Origin of the sequence: Cyanobacterium sp. uoEpiScrs1 (assembly GCF_947331815.1) — a bacterium.
Classification (GTDB): Bacteria; Cyanobacteriota; Cyanobacteriia; order Cyanobacteriales; family Microcystaceae; genus Rippkaea.
On record NZ_OX373462.1, the window covers coordinates 521,518 to 539,747 of the forward strand.

Consider the following 18,230-nt stretch of genomic DNA (forward strand, 5'->3'; position numbering starts at 1 on the left):
AAAGGGGTGTTTACCCAACTTTAGAGGGAATTGCCATGAAGAGAATTATCAATATATTGATGGGCATGATAGCTCTAGTTTGCGTAACTACCATAGTCAACGCTCAAACCATTCGTCAATCGAACTTAGAAGAGAGAGCTGCTAATCTAAACTTGGGGTACAATGAACCCTATCAATCGGGTACTATTGTCGGAATTATTTCAGGACCTTATGGCAGTGTTTTATTCGTGAAACTTGAAGATAATACAAAATTGAGATTTCACCATCCAGGAACGTCAATTGATAGAGGTGATAGTGTTTTTGTGTTTAAGAAAAATGGCAAATATTTTCTACTTGAATCAGCGATTCCAGAATAAATAAGAGATGAGCTAGAACGCATTCAAGAATACGTTTTAGCTAAAAATATATTCAACATACTATTTATTGAAGGATATTAATCAGCCTATTGAAGCTTTGTATGGTGAATATTGCTTAATTTGGAGTAACGTCTTAGTCTTTTTAAGACTATCAGACTAAAGATCATAGTGAATATATTTTTGAAATATTGAATTTGTCGTTTCTTAAAAAGATGATAACAAAAGACATAAAATTCACAGCAAAGTCCATAAGAATAGATTTTTATAAATACAAAAAATGGTAGGATGAGTGGTTTCATTAATTATCACTCTAATGATATATTTATTTAATTTTTGAACAGGTTAACCTCTAGTAGTCGCTTTTTTAACTATTTTTCCATTTTGCATTGAATTTAAAATTTTTACACATACATTTTAACTTATTTAAATAAGTATTTAGAGCAAAATGTTTTGTAAGATTGATTATTCGTAAATAACTCGCTGACTATTAGGCTCATTCTCTGTTTGTATAATTATACTTTAATCAATGCCAAATATTTTCTGTATTGGTTAGTCATAAAACTTATGGCACTAATACAAACAAAACTAACTGCACTAGTTTAAACTAATAAAACTTAAAAATTTATAAGCTAAATAGTTAAAAAACATCTAATTATTTAGAAAAAGTTATATTTTTACAGCTACTTTGTCAATAAAATTAACTATAAAGAATTTATTATTTATTTTTATTAAAACAATTATTAATCAAGTTAGAAGGTTAATTTAAATTCTATTTTTATACCTATTAACCTGAATCTTAGTATCTTTCTTGTTAGGTATGTTGGTAATATAACTATATATAGTAAAAAACTACCACAGGCTAATATTTATAGAATAGAGACGAAAAGAACAAAATGGTTACTCTATAAGGCTTTTGAATTTTGTTAAACATCAATGCCTAGCCTTATCTTAGGAACTCCTAAAATATTTATATGGAATCATCAATGAGTTCATACAATATCTTTTCTAAAAAATACTGAAGATTAGTTCAATCTCTATTCTGGAGATAACATTCTCTTTTATCCTCAATACACTTTTAATCTATTTATAGATTTTTATCTCTCAATAATACCGCCGCCTAAGACAATCTCTCCATCATATAAAACTGCCGCTTGGCCTGGAGTAACCCCAAATTGAGGATCATCAAAAATTAATTTGATACGATGATTACCCAAAGGGATAACATTAACTGAAACTGCAGGAGAACGATAGCGAATTTGGGCTTCTACCTGAATAGGAGAAGAAGGTTCAGGGATTGAAATCCAATTCATTCTATTTACATGACAATCAGAACACCTTGCATTATTACGATTAGCAACAATAACCTGGTTCATTACGGGATCAAGTTTTATTACATATAATGGTTCAGTTGCCGCAATGCCTAGTCCTTTACGTTGTCCAATAGTATAGTGGTGAACTCCTTGATGTTTCCCTAATACTTTGCCGTCGATACTAACAATATTCCCTTCTTTTTGAGAGATATGCTGATCCAGAAATGTTTTCATAGATCCATGAACTTCAATTAAACATAAATCTTGACTTTCAGGTTTACTTGCGGTTTTCAAATTCAGTTCACTAGCAGTTTTTCGAGTTTCTTCCTTAGTTTGATTTCCCAAAGGAAAAAGAACTCCCGCTAACATTTCTTGGGAAAGATTATAAAGAAAATAAGATTGATCTTTATGACAATCAACTGCTCGCAATAATTGATAGCGTTGATTAACTTCATCGTAGCGAACACGTGCATAATGTCCCGTTGCTATATGATTGCACTTTAATTCCTGTTTAGCATACTTTAACATAGGACCAAATTTGATCACCTTATTACATTGGGAACAAGGAAGAGGTGTTACACCTGACTCATAACCTGAAACTAAATAATCAATAATATTAGCTTGAAATAGATCACGAATATCAACAATATGGTGAGGAATTCCTAACTGCTCGCAAATCAAAGCTGCATCCACCATTCCCTCTGAACAACATTGCCCTTTCCCTTTCATTAACCATAAGGTTAAACCAATCACTTCATAACCTTGATGCTGAAGACTAGCAGCTGCAACAGAACTGTCAACCCCCCCTGACAAACCAACTAAAACTTTGCTCATTATACTTTCGTTTCTCGTAACTTTATTTCATTCAGGATAACTCATCATATATAGTCATTGGCTTATGACTATTGGTGTTATTCGATAAGCCTAGCTTTAATAGTGAATATTTTAAATCAGGTATCAGACATGAAGTCTTTACAGAAAGAGTCTTAATTCTAATAATAATAGCTCTTCTAGACCGAGTCTAAAAATGAGTAGGGAGTAAAACTTAAAATTTATGTTGTGACTATATTTTATGCATATAAAAACAAAATTATAAACTTTACTTTATATAAATAAAATAATTTTTTTTGATTCTGTTAACACTGTTAAATCTAATAATCAAAAGAGAAAAGTAAAAATATTAATTAATTACAAGTAGTTATAAAACTGAGATTCTTTATAGTAAAAAATAAAACAATAATTATGCTTGATATATATTTTTATATGTTATTATGTTTCATAAATAAGTGGTATATTTTTATATAAATGCAGCCAATTATCATACTAGCAAACAAAAACAACCACAGAAGTAACTTTAAAAGTTATTTAAAGTTACTTCTGTGGATTTAAAGATTGAATATTTTTCAAGTAAATTGTTGTTAGTTTATTTTAAAAAACTAATTTAATCCGTCTTATTTAAATCCTAATATTAAAAAATTAAATTACATAAACAAACTTAACTAACAAAGCTTACTAATAAATATAATTTTATTGGTAATATAACTTAAATATTTGTTCCTACAAAAAGTAGATAGATTTACTAAATAATAGATGCTTTTTAACTACTTTATTAAAAAATCCTAGAGAATATACATTCGAAAATCAAGTTAATTAAAAAACAGGCGTATAGATAAATTGACTTTAGTGCTCTTACAGAAAAAGTTCTATTCATTTTATATTTTCTAGGTTGGCTATGCTAGCCCAAAATTTAGAATAGTAGATTTATAAAACAAATAAATTTCAAATATTTGGTAAACAACCTAAATATTTGAAATTTGTCACCATTTTTAATAAATAATTAGAAACAAATAGCTCGCATTTCAGTATTTACTAAATAGTGTGATCCCTAAAAGCACACTGAAAGTGAACGCAACCTTAAAGACTAGCCCGAAATTCCCTCTGTCCATTATGATCCAAAGGGATAAGGCCGGATGAAATTGCCGGATATTTCCTTAAGCTTAAATTCTTAGGTGTTTTTTCTCCCATAACTCTATGGATTTTTCTAGTAACATTGCCAGTCAACTGAATGCTGAAACAATTCTGCCAGAAGGAATTGTGATTATTACTCTCCTCTTTATTTTGGTAGGAGACCTCATATTTGGCCGTAGTTCGAAAACCTGGCTACCTTATGCTGCCATGCTTGGGTTGTTTGCTTCGCTGATCGCTCTTTGTTTGGCTTGGGATACTGCTACTCCCATCGGTTTCTTAGGTTCATTTAACGGAGATAACCTCAGTATTATTTTTCGGGCTATTATCGCCCTGTCTACTTTAGTAACTATTCTGATGTCAGTCCGTTATGTAGAACAAACAAGGACATCTTTGGCTGAATTTATAGCCATCATGTTAACGTCTACCCTAGGAGGAATGTTCTTATGTGGGGCTAACGAGTTGGTGATGATTTTTATTTCCCTAGAAATGTTAAGTATTTCCTCTTACTTAATGACAGGGTATATGAAACGGGACCCTCGTTCCAATGAAGCAGCTTTGAAATACCTTTTAATTGGGGCTTCTAGTTCAGCTATTTTCCTATATGGGGTTTCTCTTCTCTATGGTTTATCTGGAGGAGAAACTAACCTAAATGAGATTGCCACTAACATTACGAATGTAAGTGGAGGACAGTCTTTAGGAATACTCATTGCCTTAGTTTTTGTTATTGCAGGAATTGCCTTTAAAATTTCTGCAGTTCCTTTTCATCAATGGACTCCTGATGTTTATGAAGGTTCCCCCACTCCCGTTGTTGCTTTTCTCTCTGTGGGTTCTAAAGCTGCAGGATTTGCCCTCGCAATTCGTCTATTAGTGACTTCTTTTACTGCAGTTGAAGAACAATGGCATCTTATTTTCACTGCTTTAGCCATACTCAGTATGTTGTTGGGAAATATAGTAGCCTTAACTCAAACTAGCATGAAGCGGATGTTAGCCTATTCTTCTATTGGCCAAGCCGGTTTTGTCATGATTGGTTTAGTGTCAGGTACTAATGAAGGGTACTCTAGTATGGTGTTTTATTTACTAATCTATCTGTTCATGAACTTGGGGGCATTTACGGGAGTTACTCTCTTTTCCCTACGGACTGGAACTGATAAAATTAGCGAATATGCCGGACTTTATCAAAAAGACCCCTTACTTACTTTAGGATTAAGTATTTGTTTACTTTCTTTAGGTGGTATTCCTCCGTTAGCTGGCTTTTTTGGCAAAATTTATATTTTCTGGGCAGGTTGGCAAGCGGAACTTTATGGGCTAGTTATCCTTGCCTTAGTCGCTAGTGTGATTTCTATCTATTATTACATCCGCGTAGTAAAAATGATGGTGGTGAAAGAGCCTCAAGAAATGTCAGATGCTGTAAAAAATTATCCCGAAATTTGTTGGAATTTATCGGGAATGCGTCCACTACAAGTGGGCTTAGTTTTGAGCATGATTGCTACTTCTTTGGCTGGAATTTTAGCGAATCCTTTGTTGACTTTGGTTGATAACTCGGTCACTAGTACCCCAATTTTACAATCAGTTATTATCCATGACCAAATATCTCAACTTAAGACTACAGCCGATTTGGCTAACCAATGATTAATTGTCAATAGTAGGTGGGGTGGGCATTGCCCACCTTATCTTTACAGCTGTCCAACTCATCCTTTATATTGAAGCGTAGCCTCCAGTTTTGTTTTTCTTAATATCTTTATGTTATTCCCAAAGATCTTTAAGCTGGTAATAAGTTTTTTGAAAAAAATTCTAGGTAGTATTTTCCAGTACTAAAACTACAATTAATACTGTTTGACAGACTTCCCTATTTTAGTATTACAAACTAAGTTTGCTAGTAAAATTATTTCTCTATAGTAACTTTAACTTGATAGAAGATTTAAGAAGACGAAAATTACTATATATCGTGATAGCCTAGTACATAAATAATAAATAATTGAAGGTCCAATATTCGTGAATTATTTGATATAATTAATCATATCAAACAGATTTGTATAATTTATAAAATACATTTTTTATATCGTATAAGTTACAAGCTATTGAGAAACTTGAGTGAATTAAAAAGTGCTAGTTGCTTGTCTTTCTGTAGTTTACTCAATGTATCGATTCAAGGTTTCTAAGTCGAAGTATAGCCTTTCTCTCTTTTGTGAGGTAGACTCTAATGTGTTTCTCCATATCTATTCCCTCAGAATAAATAATAATCTTAAATCCGTAGGATTACTATTATTGGAGCAAGCAACAGATAATAAGCAAAAAACAGTTAATTAGAATTTCAATAAACTGTACTTGGTCAAAATTAAGAGAAATCTTTACACTAAAATACTATAGCTAAAAACAACTTAACGACTACTAATAAGGATAAACAACGAATGGAAAAGCTTTATGAAGGAAAAGCCAAGATTATTTATGCTACTGATGATTCGGAAATCCTTACTACTCAATTTAAAGATGATTTGACAGCCTTTAATTCTTTAAAAAAAGGAATGGCACAGGGGAAAGGAGCTATTAACTGTCATATTTCCTCAGTTTTATTTAAATTGCTAGAATCTAAGGATATAGCTACTCATTTTATTGATCAAATTGCTGATTGTGAAATGCGCGTCCGTGCTGTTAAAATTATCCCGCTCGAAGTAGTAATTAGAAATATTGCTGCGGGTAGCCTATGCCGACAAACAGGCTTAATTGAAGGTAAAATTTTACCTTTTCCTTTGGTAGAATTTTATTTAAAAAATGACGAGCTTGGAGATCCATTATTAACACGTGATCGTCTACTAATACTGGAATTAGCTTCCCCAAAACAACTTGAACAACTCCAGTCTATAGCATTGAAAATCAATAAATGTTTAACAGAGTTTTTTGCCAGCTGCCAGATTACTTTAGTAGATTTCAAACTAGAATTTGGTTTAGATTCTCAAGGAAATCTCCTCCTAGCCGATGAAATTAGTCCTGATACTTGTCGGTTATGGGATCAACAAACAAAAAATTTACGAGATAGAGTTTTGGATAAAGATCGATTTCGACACGATTTAGGAGAAGTAGAAACGGCTTATCAACAGGTTCAACAAAGGATTTTAGAAAAATTAGGTATTAGACAAAGACCCTGACATTGGAACCTTTATAAGTAGCCCTGGTCACTAGATTCGATAATTTAGCTCGGTTGCTTAGGCACTCTGGCAGCTATTATGAGTCAATAACAAAAACATAAATAAAATAAACAACACTGTAGCTTGATTGGGTGTGTGGAAGTGTCAAACGAGATTAAAAAATTACGGTTATCTCCTATGGTGGTAGTTCCTGTCGTGACTGCCACTATGTTAAACTTAACCCAGTCTATTAGGGGAGAGACTATAGCCCCTTTAACTGAAACAAGTGTTAAAGAGAAGAATCTAAAAACTATCGTAAGTGTGGCAAAATTACAGTCCACCATGCTGGGGGACCCTAAACTAGTAGAACTAACATCTATTCCTATATTGGAAGACTCAACTGAAGGCAATTTAACCTTGCCGACGGACTTAAAAGCTAGTCAATTAGCTGTTTCCCAAGAGAATCAGCGATTAATAATACCTGTAACCCCAAAAGATTTAAATTTTCAAACTTTGTCGGCTTTAGAACAGGGGACTACATTAGTTTCTAAGTTAAAAAAGTTGATCTCAGCAGATTTAACTTCTTCGGTGGATACTCAAGGGCAAACTGAAGTATCTGGAACAGGATTGCCTAAAAAGGAAGACTCACCAGCCTTAAAAGAAATTAACACCCCTATCATACCGTCCCCGTCAGATGATTCTTTAATTGAAGAATCATCCGGGAAAGAACCCAGAGTTTTGGTAGTAGAAGTCGTAGTTAGTGGGGTTGATGAGGACCTAGAAAATCTAGTCTACAACACTATTCAAACTAGTCCAGGGCGAACAGCAACTCGCTCTCAATTGCAAGAAGATGTCAATGCAATTTATGCCACTGGATTCTTTTCTAATGTTAGAGTCACCCCTGCCGACACACCTTTAGGGGTACGCATTACTTTCGGTGTGAAACCTAATCCAACATTGAGTGAAGTGGTCGTAGAAACAGGCACAGATAAGGAAGCTCGAGCATTACCGCCCAAAGTTGTTAAAAATATTTTTGAGGATCAGTATGGGGCAATTCTTAACCTACGAGAATTACAAAACGGTATTCAAAAACTTAATGAATGGTATTCTAAACAAGGCTATGATCTAGCACAAGTTATTGGTTCTCCTGAGGTTGGGGATAATGGAATTGTAACGCTGGTGGTCTCTGAAGGGGTAATTCAAGATATAAAAGTAAGATTTTTCGATGCAGAAGATGAACCCATCAATGGTCGGACACGCGCTTTTATTGTGACTCGTGAAATGCAACTTGAAGCAGGGAATGTTTTCAACCGCAGAATCGCTCAAACTGATCTGCAAAGAGTCTTTGGTTTAGGGTTGTTTGAAGACGTCAGAATTTCTTTTAGTCCTGGGGAAGATCCGCGAGAGGTTATTGTTAACGTAGATGTAGTGGAAGGAAATACAGGCTCTCTAGCTGCGGGAGCTGGGATTAGTTCTACTAGTGGACTGTTTGGAACAATCAGTTATCAAGAACAAAACTTGGGGGGAAACAACCAAACTATTGGGGGTGAGGTTCAAGTTGGAGAACGGGAACTACTCTTTGATGTCAATTTTACCGATCCATGGATTGCCGGCGATCCTTTTCGTACTGCTTATACGGTTAATGGATTTCGTAGACGGACTATTTCTTTAGTGTTTGACGGAGATGATTCTTCGATTAGGACCCTTAACGATTTTGATAGTCCACGGGTGGTTCGGACTGGAGGTGGGGTGACTTTTGTACGCCCTTTAGCAGATGATCCCTTCAGCGTACCTGATTGGCGAACCTCTCTAGGCTTTAACTATCAACGGGTTCAAGTGGAAAATGCAGACGGTGATATTGCACCTTGGTCAGCTCCTCTTAATGGGTTTCCCTCTCAGCCGTTGGCCTTTAGTGATGAGGGAAAGGATGACTTGTTTACTATCAGTTTTGGAGCTTCTCAAGACTTCCGTAATAATCCCTTACGTCCTACAAGTGGTCATCTGTTGCGCTTAGGAGTTGAACAAACTATACCTTTAGGTTCAGGCAGTATTTTCTTTACTCGACTACGAGGAAGCTATAGTCACTATATCCCGGTAGATTTTATTGATTTAGGTTTTATTGAGGAGGATCAACCAAGACCTCAAGCATTGGCCTTTAATTTTCAAGCGGGCACAGCTTTCGAAGATTTACCTCCTTATGAAGCCTTTGTAATTGGGGGTAGTAACTCAGTACGGGGTTATGATGAAGGAGAATTAGGAAATGGACGTAGTTATTTCCAAGCAACAGCCGAATACCGCTTTCCTATCATTCCAGCAGTTGGAGCAGCTCTCTTTGTTGACTATGGGACAACGATTAAGTCTCAACGTTCAGTCAGAGGCTTTCCAGGTACGATTCGAGGACTACCTAGTGATGGTTACGGTTACGGTCTTGGTGTTCGCATTCAATCACCAGTTGGACCGATTCGGGTTGATTATGGGGTTAATAATGAGGGGGATTCTCGTCTCCACTTTGGCATTGGAGAAAGGTTTTAATGAAAAATTAGGTTTTGATTTTATTGTTTTTCTTATATTTTCCTCAATTCTTAAAATAATTTTAATTAGAGGACAAAATCATCGTTTTTGTTCGATAGAAGTTAAACAACTTAATTTTTAAATCAATGTAGTTTTTATCTAAAAATACCCAATAAAAATCTCATAATCTATTTCTATAAAGTCCAATTTATAACGAAAATATATTATACAGATAGTTGATTATTTGCTAATTTTTTTTGCTTAGTAAAATGAATAAATATAATAATTAACAAAGAAATATAATCTATTCTAGAATTAGTATAAAAAATAAGTCTTTAATAACAAAAGTAACACTATAAGATATTAGAGTGTTGCTTTTGCTAATTTGAACTTCTTATAAATTATTAATCAATTTAATATTGAGTTTACTAAAATTCTGTTACTTATAAGTCAAAATAAGCAGGTGATTAACAGCGTACGTCAGCTTATTTACCAAAAGATTTGAGATAAAACTCAATCAAGTTCAAGGTATTTTTCAACTGATAGACAAATTTTTTTAGAAATCACCCTGCTTTACTTGCATAGAGGGAATGCCATCTTTGGTATAGATGCATTAAAGTGAAATTCAGTCCTTTAAGATATCCATTGAGAAAAACTACTAGAAGCAGTTTTAGGGGCTAAGAAGGCTTCTAGTCTCCATATTATTACGATCAAGATTAACGGTCTGATAAGTGGCTGAGGCATTAGAATTAGATATGAAGACTGGATATGAAGTAAGTAAGAGAGATATAAATCAATAATAATTGATAATAGCCTATTTTTTACCTTTAGATAGTAGTGGGGATAATTATGAGTTCTACGCTTAGAGAAATTGTTACAGTATCGGGAATCGGGCTACATTCTGGAGTAGAAACTCAGGTAAGTATTTTACCTGCACAATCGGGAGAAGGTCGCTATTTTGTAAGGGTAGATTTACCTGGAAATCCTATAATTCCTGCCGAGGTAGCTTCAGTTAGCGAGACGACTTTATCAACGAAATTAAGTCGAGGAAATGTAGCTATTCGTACGGTCGAACATCTTCTCTCCACGTTAATCGCCATTGGGGTCAAAGACGCTCGTATTGAAGTTGATGGGACAGAAATACCGCTATTGGATGGATCTGCGCAAGAATGGCTTAAAGCGATAATTTGTGGGGGTGTTACTCCTTCTTCATGGTCCACAAATTCTACTTTATTAGAACCGATTTGGGTTAGGGATGGAGATGCTTTTGTGGCTGCTATCCCCGCGTTTGAGACTCGCTTCACCTATGGAATTGATTTTCCTTACCCTGCTATTGGCAATCAGTGGCATAGTTGGAATCCTAATATAGACTCCTTTGAAAAAGATATTGCTCCTGCTAGAACTTTTGGTTTTGCTGATCAAATTGAAAAACTACAAAAAATGGGTTTAATTCAAGGAGGAAGTTTAAAAAATGCCTTAGTGTGTGATCACGAAAAATGGTTAAATCTTCCTTTGAGATTTGAGAATGAGCCAGCCCGTCATAAATTATTAGATTTAATTGGGGATTTAAGTTTGTTAGGAACCATTCCTCAAGGACATTTTTTGGCCTATAAAGCAAGTCATAAGCTTCATATTCAATTAGCTATGGCGATCAAAAAAAAATTAAATACTTAAGAGTAAAAATAAATCGACCTGATAAATAACCACAGCTGCGATTTAGATTCAAACTCTAATATGACTTAACTATTTTCTAGGAAAGCAAAAAAGTTTTCCATGAGGGGAAAGCAGAGTTATCATTAGACATAAGTTTGTTCCTACTAAAACTAGTGCTCTGTATTGCCAAACTATGGTCCATTATCATACAGTTCGCATCAATCATCGTCAAGAAGGAAAAGAATATACCCTGGAAGTACCCGATGATCGCTACATTCTTCATAGTGCGGAAGAACAAGGTAATCAATTACCTTTCTTGTGTAGAAACGGGGCTTGTACTACTTGTGCTGTGCGTATTTTGTCAGGAGAGGTCTATCAACCCGAAGCTATCGGGTTATCTTCAGAATTAAAAGACAGAGGTTATGCTTTATTGTGTGTTAGTTACGCTCGATCTAGCTTAGAGTTAGAAACTCAAAACGAGGATGAAGTTTATGATCTTCAATTTGGACAAAATTTTGGGAGGGGAAAAAAAATTAAGAATTTTTATAGATAATGATTCAATAACTGAAGAAGAATAGCCATATCTATCCTCAATTATTGAAAAGAAACAAAATTGTACACAATAGCTTAAAAGCTTCTCTTTAGAAAAAAACTTATCCATCGTTAAATTATCAACAGCTTATTATTAACTGCTAATTATGCACAAACAAGTCCAACATGAACTGGAAATACTCTTAGAAGTTGCTACGGAAGCAGTAATGACCGCTGGAGTAGTTTTGCAAGATCTTTGGGGTAAATTAGAAACAATTGAAGAAAAAGATCGTTCTGGAGATTTAGTTACCGAAGCCGATAAAACGGCAGAAGCAGCTATTTTAAAAATTCTACGTCGTCGAGTCCCTCAACATCAAATTCTAGCTGAGGAGTCTGGTCTTTTAGGAATAGATGAAAGTAATTATCTTTGGGTAGTTGATCCCCTTGATGGAACTACAAACTATGCCCATGGTTATCCTATTTCCGCTGTATCTGTTGGGTTACTGGTAGAAGGAATTCCCCAAGTGGGGGCTATCTACGATCCTTTTAGAAAAGAGCTATTTAGAGCAGCTAAAGGATTAGGAGCTACCCTTAATTATCGTCCTATTCAAGTTTCTAAAACTACAGAATTAAGTAATAGTTTGTTAGTAACAGGATTTGCTTATGATCGCCGAGACACTCAAGATACTAACTATCCTGAATTTTGTTACCTAACTCATATCACTCAAGGGGTACGCCGTACAGGATCAGCAGCCCTTGATTTAGCTAATGTAGCTTGTGGCCGCTTCGATGGGTATTGGGAAAAAGGGTTAAGTCCTTGGGACATTAGTGCAGGAGTTATTATCTTGGAAGAAGCAGGGGGAAAAATATCCGCTTATGATGGGAGTACTTTAATTCTTAAGTCGGGGAAGTTATTAGCTACCAACGGGCATATTCATCATGTTTTGAGTCAAGCTTTGAATGAAGCGCTTCCTTGGCTACGAAATTTTTATCAGGCAAAATCACTATAGTCGAATAATAGGTAGTCCTAGCTATATGGACTTAGAATTTTGTATGAGCTTTCCTATGAAATGAGGACTGTTTGAATGTGCTATCATCAATCGACAACACAATATAATGTTCGACTTTCCAACAAATGTAGATATCAAGCAAATTAACTTTACTTAAAAGTCACCTTTTGTGTGTATTCTAATAGCTACAAAAATCAAATAGAAAACATTAAGCAACTAAAGATGAATAGAGAAATATTGTGATGAATAACCGTTAATCTCAGCTCAAATACTCTGTATTTAGGCGAAGGAGATAAGGTTACAACTATCCAAAATACTAACTTAATTTATCTAAACTAAAAGTTAATTAAATACTTAATTGCTGAACAGTACCAGGCTTAGAGTTAACATTTTTATAAAAATTGCCCAACTTAATGAATACGTCCAAGGAAAAACTATGGTTGAATCTTTATACTGAACTGCCTAAATCTTAGTCTGGTTTAGATAATCATTAACAACCGCTGGAGATTTAAAAACTCATGTTTCTACTGTTGATTCTGTTAATCGTAATTCTATAATGACTTGGGACATTATAGAATTACGAGAGGCTCTTAAAACTGAACCAAATAATTACGTATTCCGTTCGCCATAATTAAGGTCCACGGCGATCAAGCTTCACCAAGAAACTCTAAACATCTGGTAGTTATTTAAACGAAACAATCCTTTAATCAACTGATGAACAATTAATTGAGGGAGAACTTTTTGACTCTTCATTTTGTTCAAAAAAGTAGTTTATACTTAGCTGGTAAAAGATAATCCTACGCTAGGCTAAAAGACGGGACTTTAACCTCCCTGTTTAGAGGAAACAATACAAGGTAATAAGCATAAAAAACTATGATTCATCAACCACCTGCTGGAGCAAGGGACTTACTTCCCCTCGAAGTTGTACAAAAGGCTTGGATTAATGATCATCTTCAAAAAGTCTTTGGACAATGGGGATACCAACGTGTCGTTACCTCGACTATTGAATGGTTAGAAACGTTGACGGCTGGAGGAGCTATCGATCCTTCAACAGTCATTCAACTGCAGGATAGTTCTACAGGGCAATTAGGATTGCGGCCGGAACTAACTGCCTCAATCGCCAGGACTGTCGTTACTCGCATGGCTGACACTGCTTATCCCCAACGCCTTTGTTATCGTGCTAATGTTTTTCGAGATCCTCCGGTAGGTCATCACGGAAGACAGTTAGAATTTTATCAAGCCGGGGTAGAATTACTTTTCTCGGGGGGAGTGTTAGCGGATGCGGAAATTTTATTATTAGTCGCTGATTGTCTTGAACAGTTAAAAATTCCCTATTGGCATCTCATTTTAGGAGAAGCTAGTCTCACTAGATCGCTTCTTAAACCCTTTCCAGGTTCCCTCAAGAATCAGGTTCGTCAATGTTTGGCCCAACTTGACTATGTTACTTTGGAAAATCTTGATTACCCTTCTATTGACTTACAAGAACGAGGAAAATTATTATTTGATTTGCGGGGAACTCCTACTCAGGTGCTCCAAAAAGTTGTTCAATTAGAGTTAGATAAAGAGGGACAAAAAAGTGTTAATAATCTGAAGTCCCTAGTCGAACTAATTGAAACGAGTTGGTCAAAACCATTTCCATTTACCTTGGATTTAAGTTTAATTCAAACCTTTGACTACTATACAGGAATAGTATTTAAGGCTGTTGGACAAAATAATAGCCAATTGAAAATTTTAGGTCAAGGAGGACGTTATGATGAACTTCTTGGGGTTTACCATCCTCGAAGGATGTCAGCCCCAGGTATCGGATTTTCTTTCAATCTTGAAGACATATATACCTGTTTATTAACCACTACTATTTTGCCGCAAACTCCTCCTCTAATTGATTACCTAGTAATTGCTCAAACTTCTCAAGCTCAACCAATGGCCTTGAATTATGCTCAAAAACTTAGACAGTCCTCAGAAAAACTAAGAATAGCCCTAGAATTGGGGGGACGTTCTCCTGAAGAAATCCGTAATTATGCGCTGCGAAGTTACATTAAAAGTCTCGTTTGGATAACTGACAAAGAAGAAGTAAAAATTGAAGTTTTGAATAATTAGACCGAAAATCAACTCTGATTTCAGTGATTACTTTTCAAGTCTATTATTTAGAAATAAACTACATATCTATCTAGAAAACTCATCAAAATGTTAGCTAAACGAATTTTGCCTTGTCTCGACGTTAGTGCCGGTCGCGTAGTCAAAGGTGTTAACTTTATTAACCTTCAAGATGCTGGAGATCCTGTAGAATTAGCTAAAATGTACAATGATGCAGGAGCTGATGAATTAGTTTTTCTTGATATTACTGCCACTCATGAGGGACGAGATACTATTATTGATGTTGTTTATCGTACAGCTGAAGCTGTTTTCATCCCTTTAACCGTTGGAGGTGGCATTCAAACCTTAGAAAACATCAAAAATCTGTTGAGGGCTGGAGCTGATAAAATTAGCATCAACTCCGCCGCTGTTCGTAAACCAGATTTTATCAACCGTGCTAGTGATCGCTTTGGTAAACAATGTATTGTAATTGCTATTGATGCTAGGCGACGTAGATATCCTGGTAACGAGGGCTGGGAAGTTTATGTGAGAGGAGGACGAGAGAATACGGGGATAGATGCTATAGAGTGGGCACAAGAAATAGAAAGACGGGGCGCAGGAGAATTATTGGTAACTAGTATGGATGCGGATGGAACCCAGGCTGGATATGATTTGGAATTAACTAGAACTATCGCTGAACGGGTAGAAATTCCAGTAATAGCCTCTGGGGGAGCAGGAAATTGCCAACATATCTATGAATCTTTCTCTAAAGGTCGTGCTGAAGCCGCTTTATTAGCTTCTTTGCTTCATTGCGGTCAATTGACTATTAGTAATATAAAAGAATACTTACGTGATCGTCAAGTTCCCGTTAGAGATATGTAAATACTACTCAACTTAAACAAAATTATTTTTTGAACTCAACTGAGTGTTAAAAACTTAGATTTGGATGATAAGAGTAAATAACTATTTTTTTGTTAAGGAAAATAAAAATATCGTAGTAGCTCAAGGAGCTAACCTCAAAAAAAAAGCTCTGCAAAACCGGATTGACCTCCAAAATTAAAGAGTTTTCCATTTAGTTTTGGAGGCTATGGTTAATGTATGACTTGTATCATAGAAACTGTTGAAAGGATAAAACAGTTTGCCGCCATAAACAGGTTGTGAACAATGCGTACTTAAGAACAAGCCAGACAACCACAGCTTATATGACCAAACTGTGGTTAGTGCAGCAGTTAAACTTAAAACCAAACCTTGTTCATTCCCTTTAAGCGTACTCCTTATGCCGACAAAGATGCACAGAGAGAGGTTATTATGGGGAAATATAGGAAACAAATGTTAACTGCTAACTAACAGAATACTTTTGAATCGATGAGCTGGTTTATGATTCCTTCAAAATACCAGAACAAGACAATTATAAATGCCTATTACTATAGTTCACAAGAGTATCGTTAAAAACGATACTCTTGTGAACTATTAATATCTTTCCACTGTTAAACACGATTGCAAGACCATACCAGTCCCCACAAAGAAATAAAATAACTGAATAAAAGTGGTCAATTTCTATTTAAGGATATAAAATAAGGGAATTCATATAAGTTAATAATTATAATTTCATATTTGCTATTATATCCGTCTTGATTTTTGCGGTGTTTCTACTAATTACCCATACACAAACTATATTGAGTATTTAAAATTTTAGTAGACATTTCACTGTGAAATATTCTTATTCTACATAACTAACTTCAAGACGTTCCAACATTGCTTTCCTAGCTAGTTCAGTGAGAGAATCGTCAATAGGATCTAAGGTAATTTCAACTTGATATTTCTTTTGTAAAGCTGTTTGAATTAACCAGTCAGCAATAAAAGGATTTTTAGGTAACAAAGGTCCGTGACAATAAGTAGCGATAACATGACGATAAAAAGCTCCCTCATAACCATCTTCCCCGTTATTTCCATATCCTTTAATCACTTTCCCTAATGGTTCGACTTTTCCTAAATAGGTTCGTCCTCCATGATTTTCAAAGCCGATGATAATCGGAGGTTTTCCTAATTGTTTTCTCAAAGCTTCTGCTAGGGGACTAGGAGTGACTTCAAACACAACATCACCAACACAACGAGGCATATCCGCTCCGGGGTGTTTACTAACTAAATCCAGCAATCCTAGTCCATCAATGCGCCGTCCTACAGCAGGTTCATAGTAATGACCTAAAAGTTGAGGTGAACCACAGGTAAATACCCCAGGGATTCCTTCTTCAATTATGTCCTTAAAAACTTCTGCCTTAGCACCTTGTAAGTCCCGCATCACAATCTCTTGTTGGCGATCCTGCGCTCCACCCCCGACAATGACATCAACTTTTTTGAACGTCGAGACTTCTGTTTGCTGAGTTATGGGGATAATGGTAACACTGAGCCCACGCCATTGACAACGACGTTGAAGACATATGACATTACCGCGATCACCATAAGTACTCATTAAACTAGGGTACAGCCAACCGATACGTAATTCTTTAGTTTGAAACATAGGTTAAAGCCAAAAGTTATCAGAGCATTTTATCTTAGTTCTTTCAAGGCTATCCACTTTTGAGTTGATTTATTGTGCTCTTCTTTTGTTTTCAATAATCATAGTTAACTAACTATGGTAGAACTAATCTTATATCTGTCCCAACCACTTATAAATTTATTCTTATTCTTTAATATTTACCTAACTGTACTGCCATGAGTTTATAAGAAACTCTTGAGTTTGTTCAACTAGACGTTGAGCAACAGCAGTCAGATGATTAGAAAGCGCTAAGCTTTTATAGAATCAATGTTAGGAATTGTTTATATGTAGTGTTAATATTGTCTTTTTCAATTTTTATGTGGTTCTCAATAGATTCAAGCAGTCATGTCCTGAGAATAATAACTATTAATTAAGTTCTTACTTTATGAGCTTGTTATGATTGTTCTTTCAACATTAGCATAATACGTCACATAGTTAATCTTTAGGGAATGGTCTTCCTGAAGAGCAAACACTCTATATATTGGGAAACTAATGAAGATAATTAACTATTATCGATAGATATATGCATAGCTATGTTGACCAGTTCTTTATTTATCAACCTTCAAGGGCTCAAAACTATAAATGACTTGTTGGGTTTCTTCGCATTATTCTCGTACTATCTATCCACTGAACTCACTATTACGATATTTGGCAAAATTATACCTAAGGTATACCAGTATCTTACACACACTAGAGCCTACAAATAGTCAATATTAAAGATTTGTTTTTTGATATAGAAGAAATGAACAATCAGATATATAGTGCAGTTCACTATATTGAAAATCATTAAGATAGTGGGTAAACAATCAATTCATATTGAAAGAATCAGAAAATTTCTTAGTATGAGAAGCTCAAAACTAATAGAGATATTGATATGATTTAGTGTAAATTTGACACCAATTTTGAACATTGTTAAACAAAAATTAAAACTTTTCTATTTTGCTTGCGTGTAGGAAGTCCTGTTCTGTAAACAGGCGGGACGAATAAAACCGAAGGAGAACAACCGAAAAGCCTATGGATAAATGGATGATGACGATTATAGAAGTATATGAACGAAAGTAAGCAAATGACAATATGATTGCAGTTCTATCTAGAAAAGCCTAGTGATATAGTAATGCCTTGTTGTAAGCCAGAAAAGTAGGTAATGTTCGTTTTAATGA

At 35.1% G+C, this 18,230-nt stretch carries 11 protein-coding genes; 9 read left to right on the forward strand and 2 right to left on the reverse strand.

Annotated elements, in window-relative coordinates; genetic code table 11:
• Positions 1–35 precede the first annotated feature (35 nt).
• Positions 36–356, forward strand: a complete 321-nt coding sequence (locus OXU93_RS01855) for a hypothetical protein (protein WP_267384140.1) — start codon at positions 36–38, stop codon at positions 354–356.
• A 1,094-nt stretch (positions 357–1,450) separates the two neighbouring features.
• Here the strand turns inward: OXU93_RS01855 and mnmA are convergent.
• Entirely contained in the window at positions 1,451–2,500 is a 1,050-nt protein-coding gene (gene mnmA, locus OXU93_RS01860) for a tRNA 2-thiouridine(34) synthase MnmA (RefSeq protein WP_267384141.1), read from the reverse strand.
• Positions 2,501–3,697: 1,197 nt separating this feature from the next.
• On the opposite strand from mnmA, the gene OXU93_RS01865 reads away from it, so the two are divergent.
• The 8 genes from OXU93_RS01865 to hisF all read left to right on the forward strand — a co-directional run bounded on the left by OXU93_RS01865 (position 3,698) and on the right by hisF (position 15,416).
• On the forward strand, positions 3,698–5,263 hold the full coding sequence (locus tag OXU93_RS01865) for an NAD(P)H-quinone oxidoreductase subunit N (protein WP_267384142.1): 1,566 nt from the start codon (positions 3,698–3,700) through the stop codon (positions 5,261–5,263).
• A 779-nt stretch (positions 5,264–6,042) separates the two neighbouring features.
• Positions 6,043–6,777, forward strand: coding sequence for a phosphoribosylaminoimidazolesuccinocarboxamide synthase (gene purC / locus OXU93_RS01870; RefSeq protein ID WP_267384143.1), 735 nt, complete (start codon positions 6,043–6,045; stop codon positions 6,775–6,777).
• Between the two features lie 177 nt (positions 6,778–6,954).
• Complete coding sequence (locus OXU93_RS01875) at positions 6,955–9,288, forward strand: BamA/TamA family outer membrane protein (RefSeq protein WP_416378790.1); 2,334 nt, start codon at positions 6,955–6,957, stop codon at positions 9,286–9,288.
• An 828-nt stretch (positions 9,289–10,116) separates the two neighbouring features.
• Positions 10,117–10,941, forward strand: a complete 825-nt coding sequence (gene lpxC, locus OXU93_RS01880) for a UDP-3-O-acyl-N-acetylglucosamine deacetylase (protein ID WP_267384145.1) — start codon at positions 10,117–10,119, stop codon at positions 10,939–10,941.
• Between the two features lie 172 nt (positions 10,942–11,113).
• Complete coding sequence (locus tag OXU93_RS01885) at positions 11,114–11,473, forward strand: 2Fe-2S iron-sulfur cluster-binding protein (RefSeq protein ID WP_267384146.1); 360 nt, start codon at positions 11,114–11,116, stop codon at positions 11,471–11,473.
• Positions 11,474–11,618: 145 nt separating this feature from the next.
• A complete protein-coding gene (locus OXU93_RS01890; protein WP_267384147.1) occupies positions 11,619–12,461 on the forward strand; it encodes an inositol monophosphatase family protein in 843 nt (280 codons plus the stop codon).
• 873 nt (positions 12,462–13,334) lie between these two features.
• On the forward strand, positions 13,335–14,558 hold the full coding sequence (locus tag OXU93_RS01895) for an ATP phosphoribosyltransferase regulatory subunit (protein ID WP_267384148.1): 1,224 nt from the start codon (positions 13,335–13,337) through the stop codon (positions 14,556–14,558).
• An 87-nt stretch (positions 14,559–14,645) separates the two neighbouring features.
• Positions 14,646–15,416, forward strand: a complete 771-nt coding sequence (gene hisF, locus OXU93_RS01900; protein WP_267384149.1) for an imidazole glycerol phosphate synthase subunit HisF — start codon at positions 14,646–14,648, stop codon at positions 15,414–15,416.
• An 838-nt stretch (positions 15,417–16,254) separates the two neighbouring features.
• On the opposite strand, the gene OXU93_RS01910 is transcribed toward hisF, so the two are convergent.
• Positions 16,255–17,052: a type 1 glutamine amidotransferase gene (locus tag OXU93_RS01910; protein WP_267384150.1), complete on the reverse strand. Its 798-nt coding sequence runs from the start codon at positions 17,050–17,052 to the stop codon at positions 16,255–16,257.
• Positions 17,053–18,230 lie beyond the last annotated feature (1,178 nt).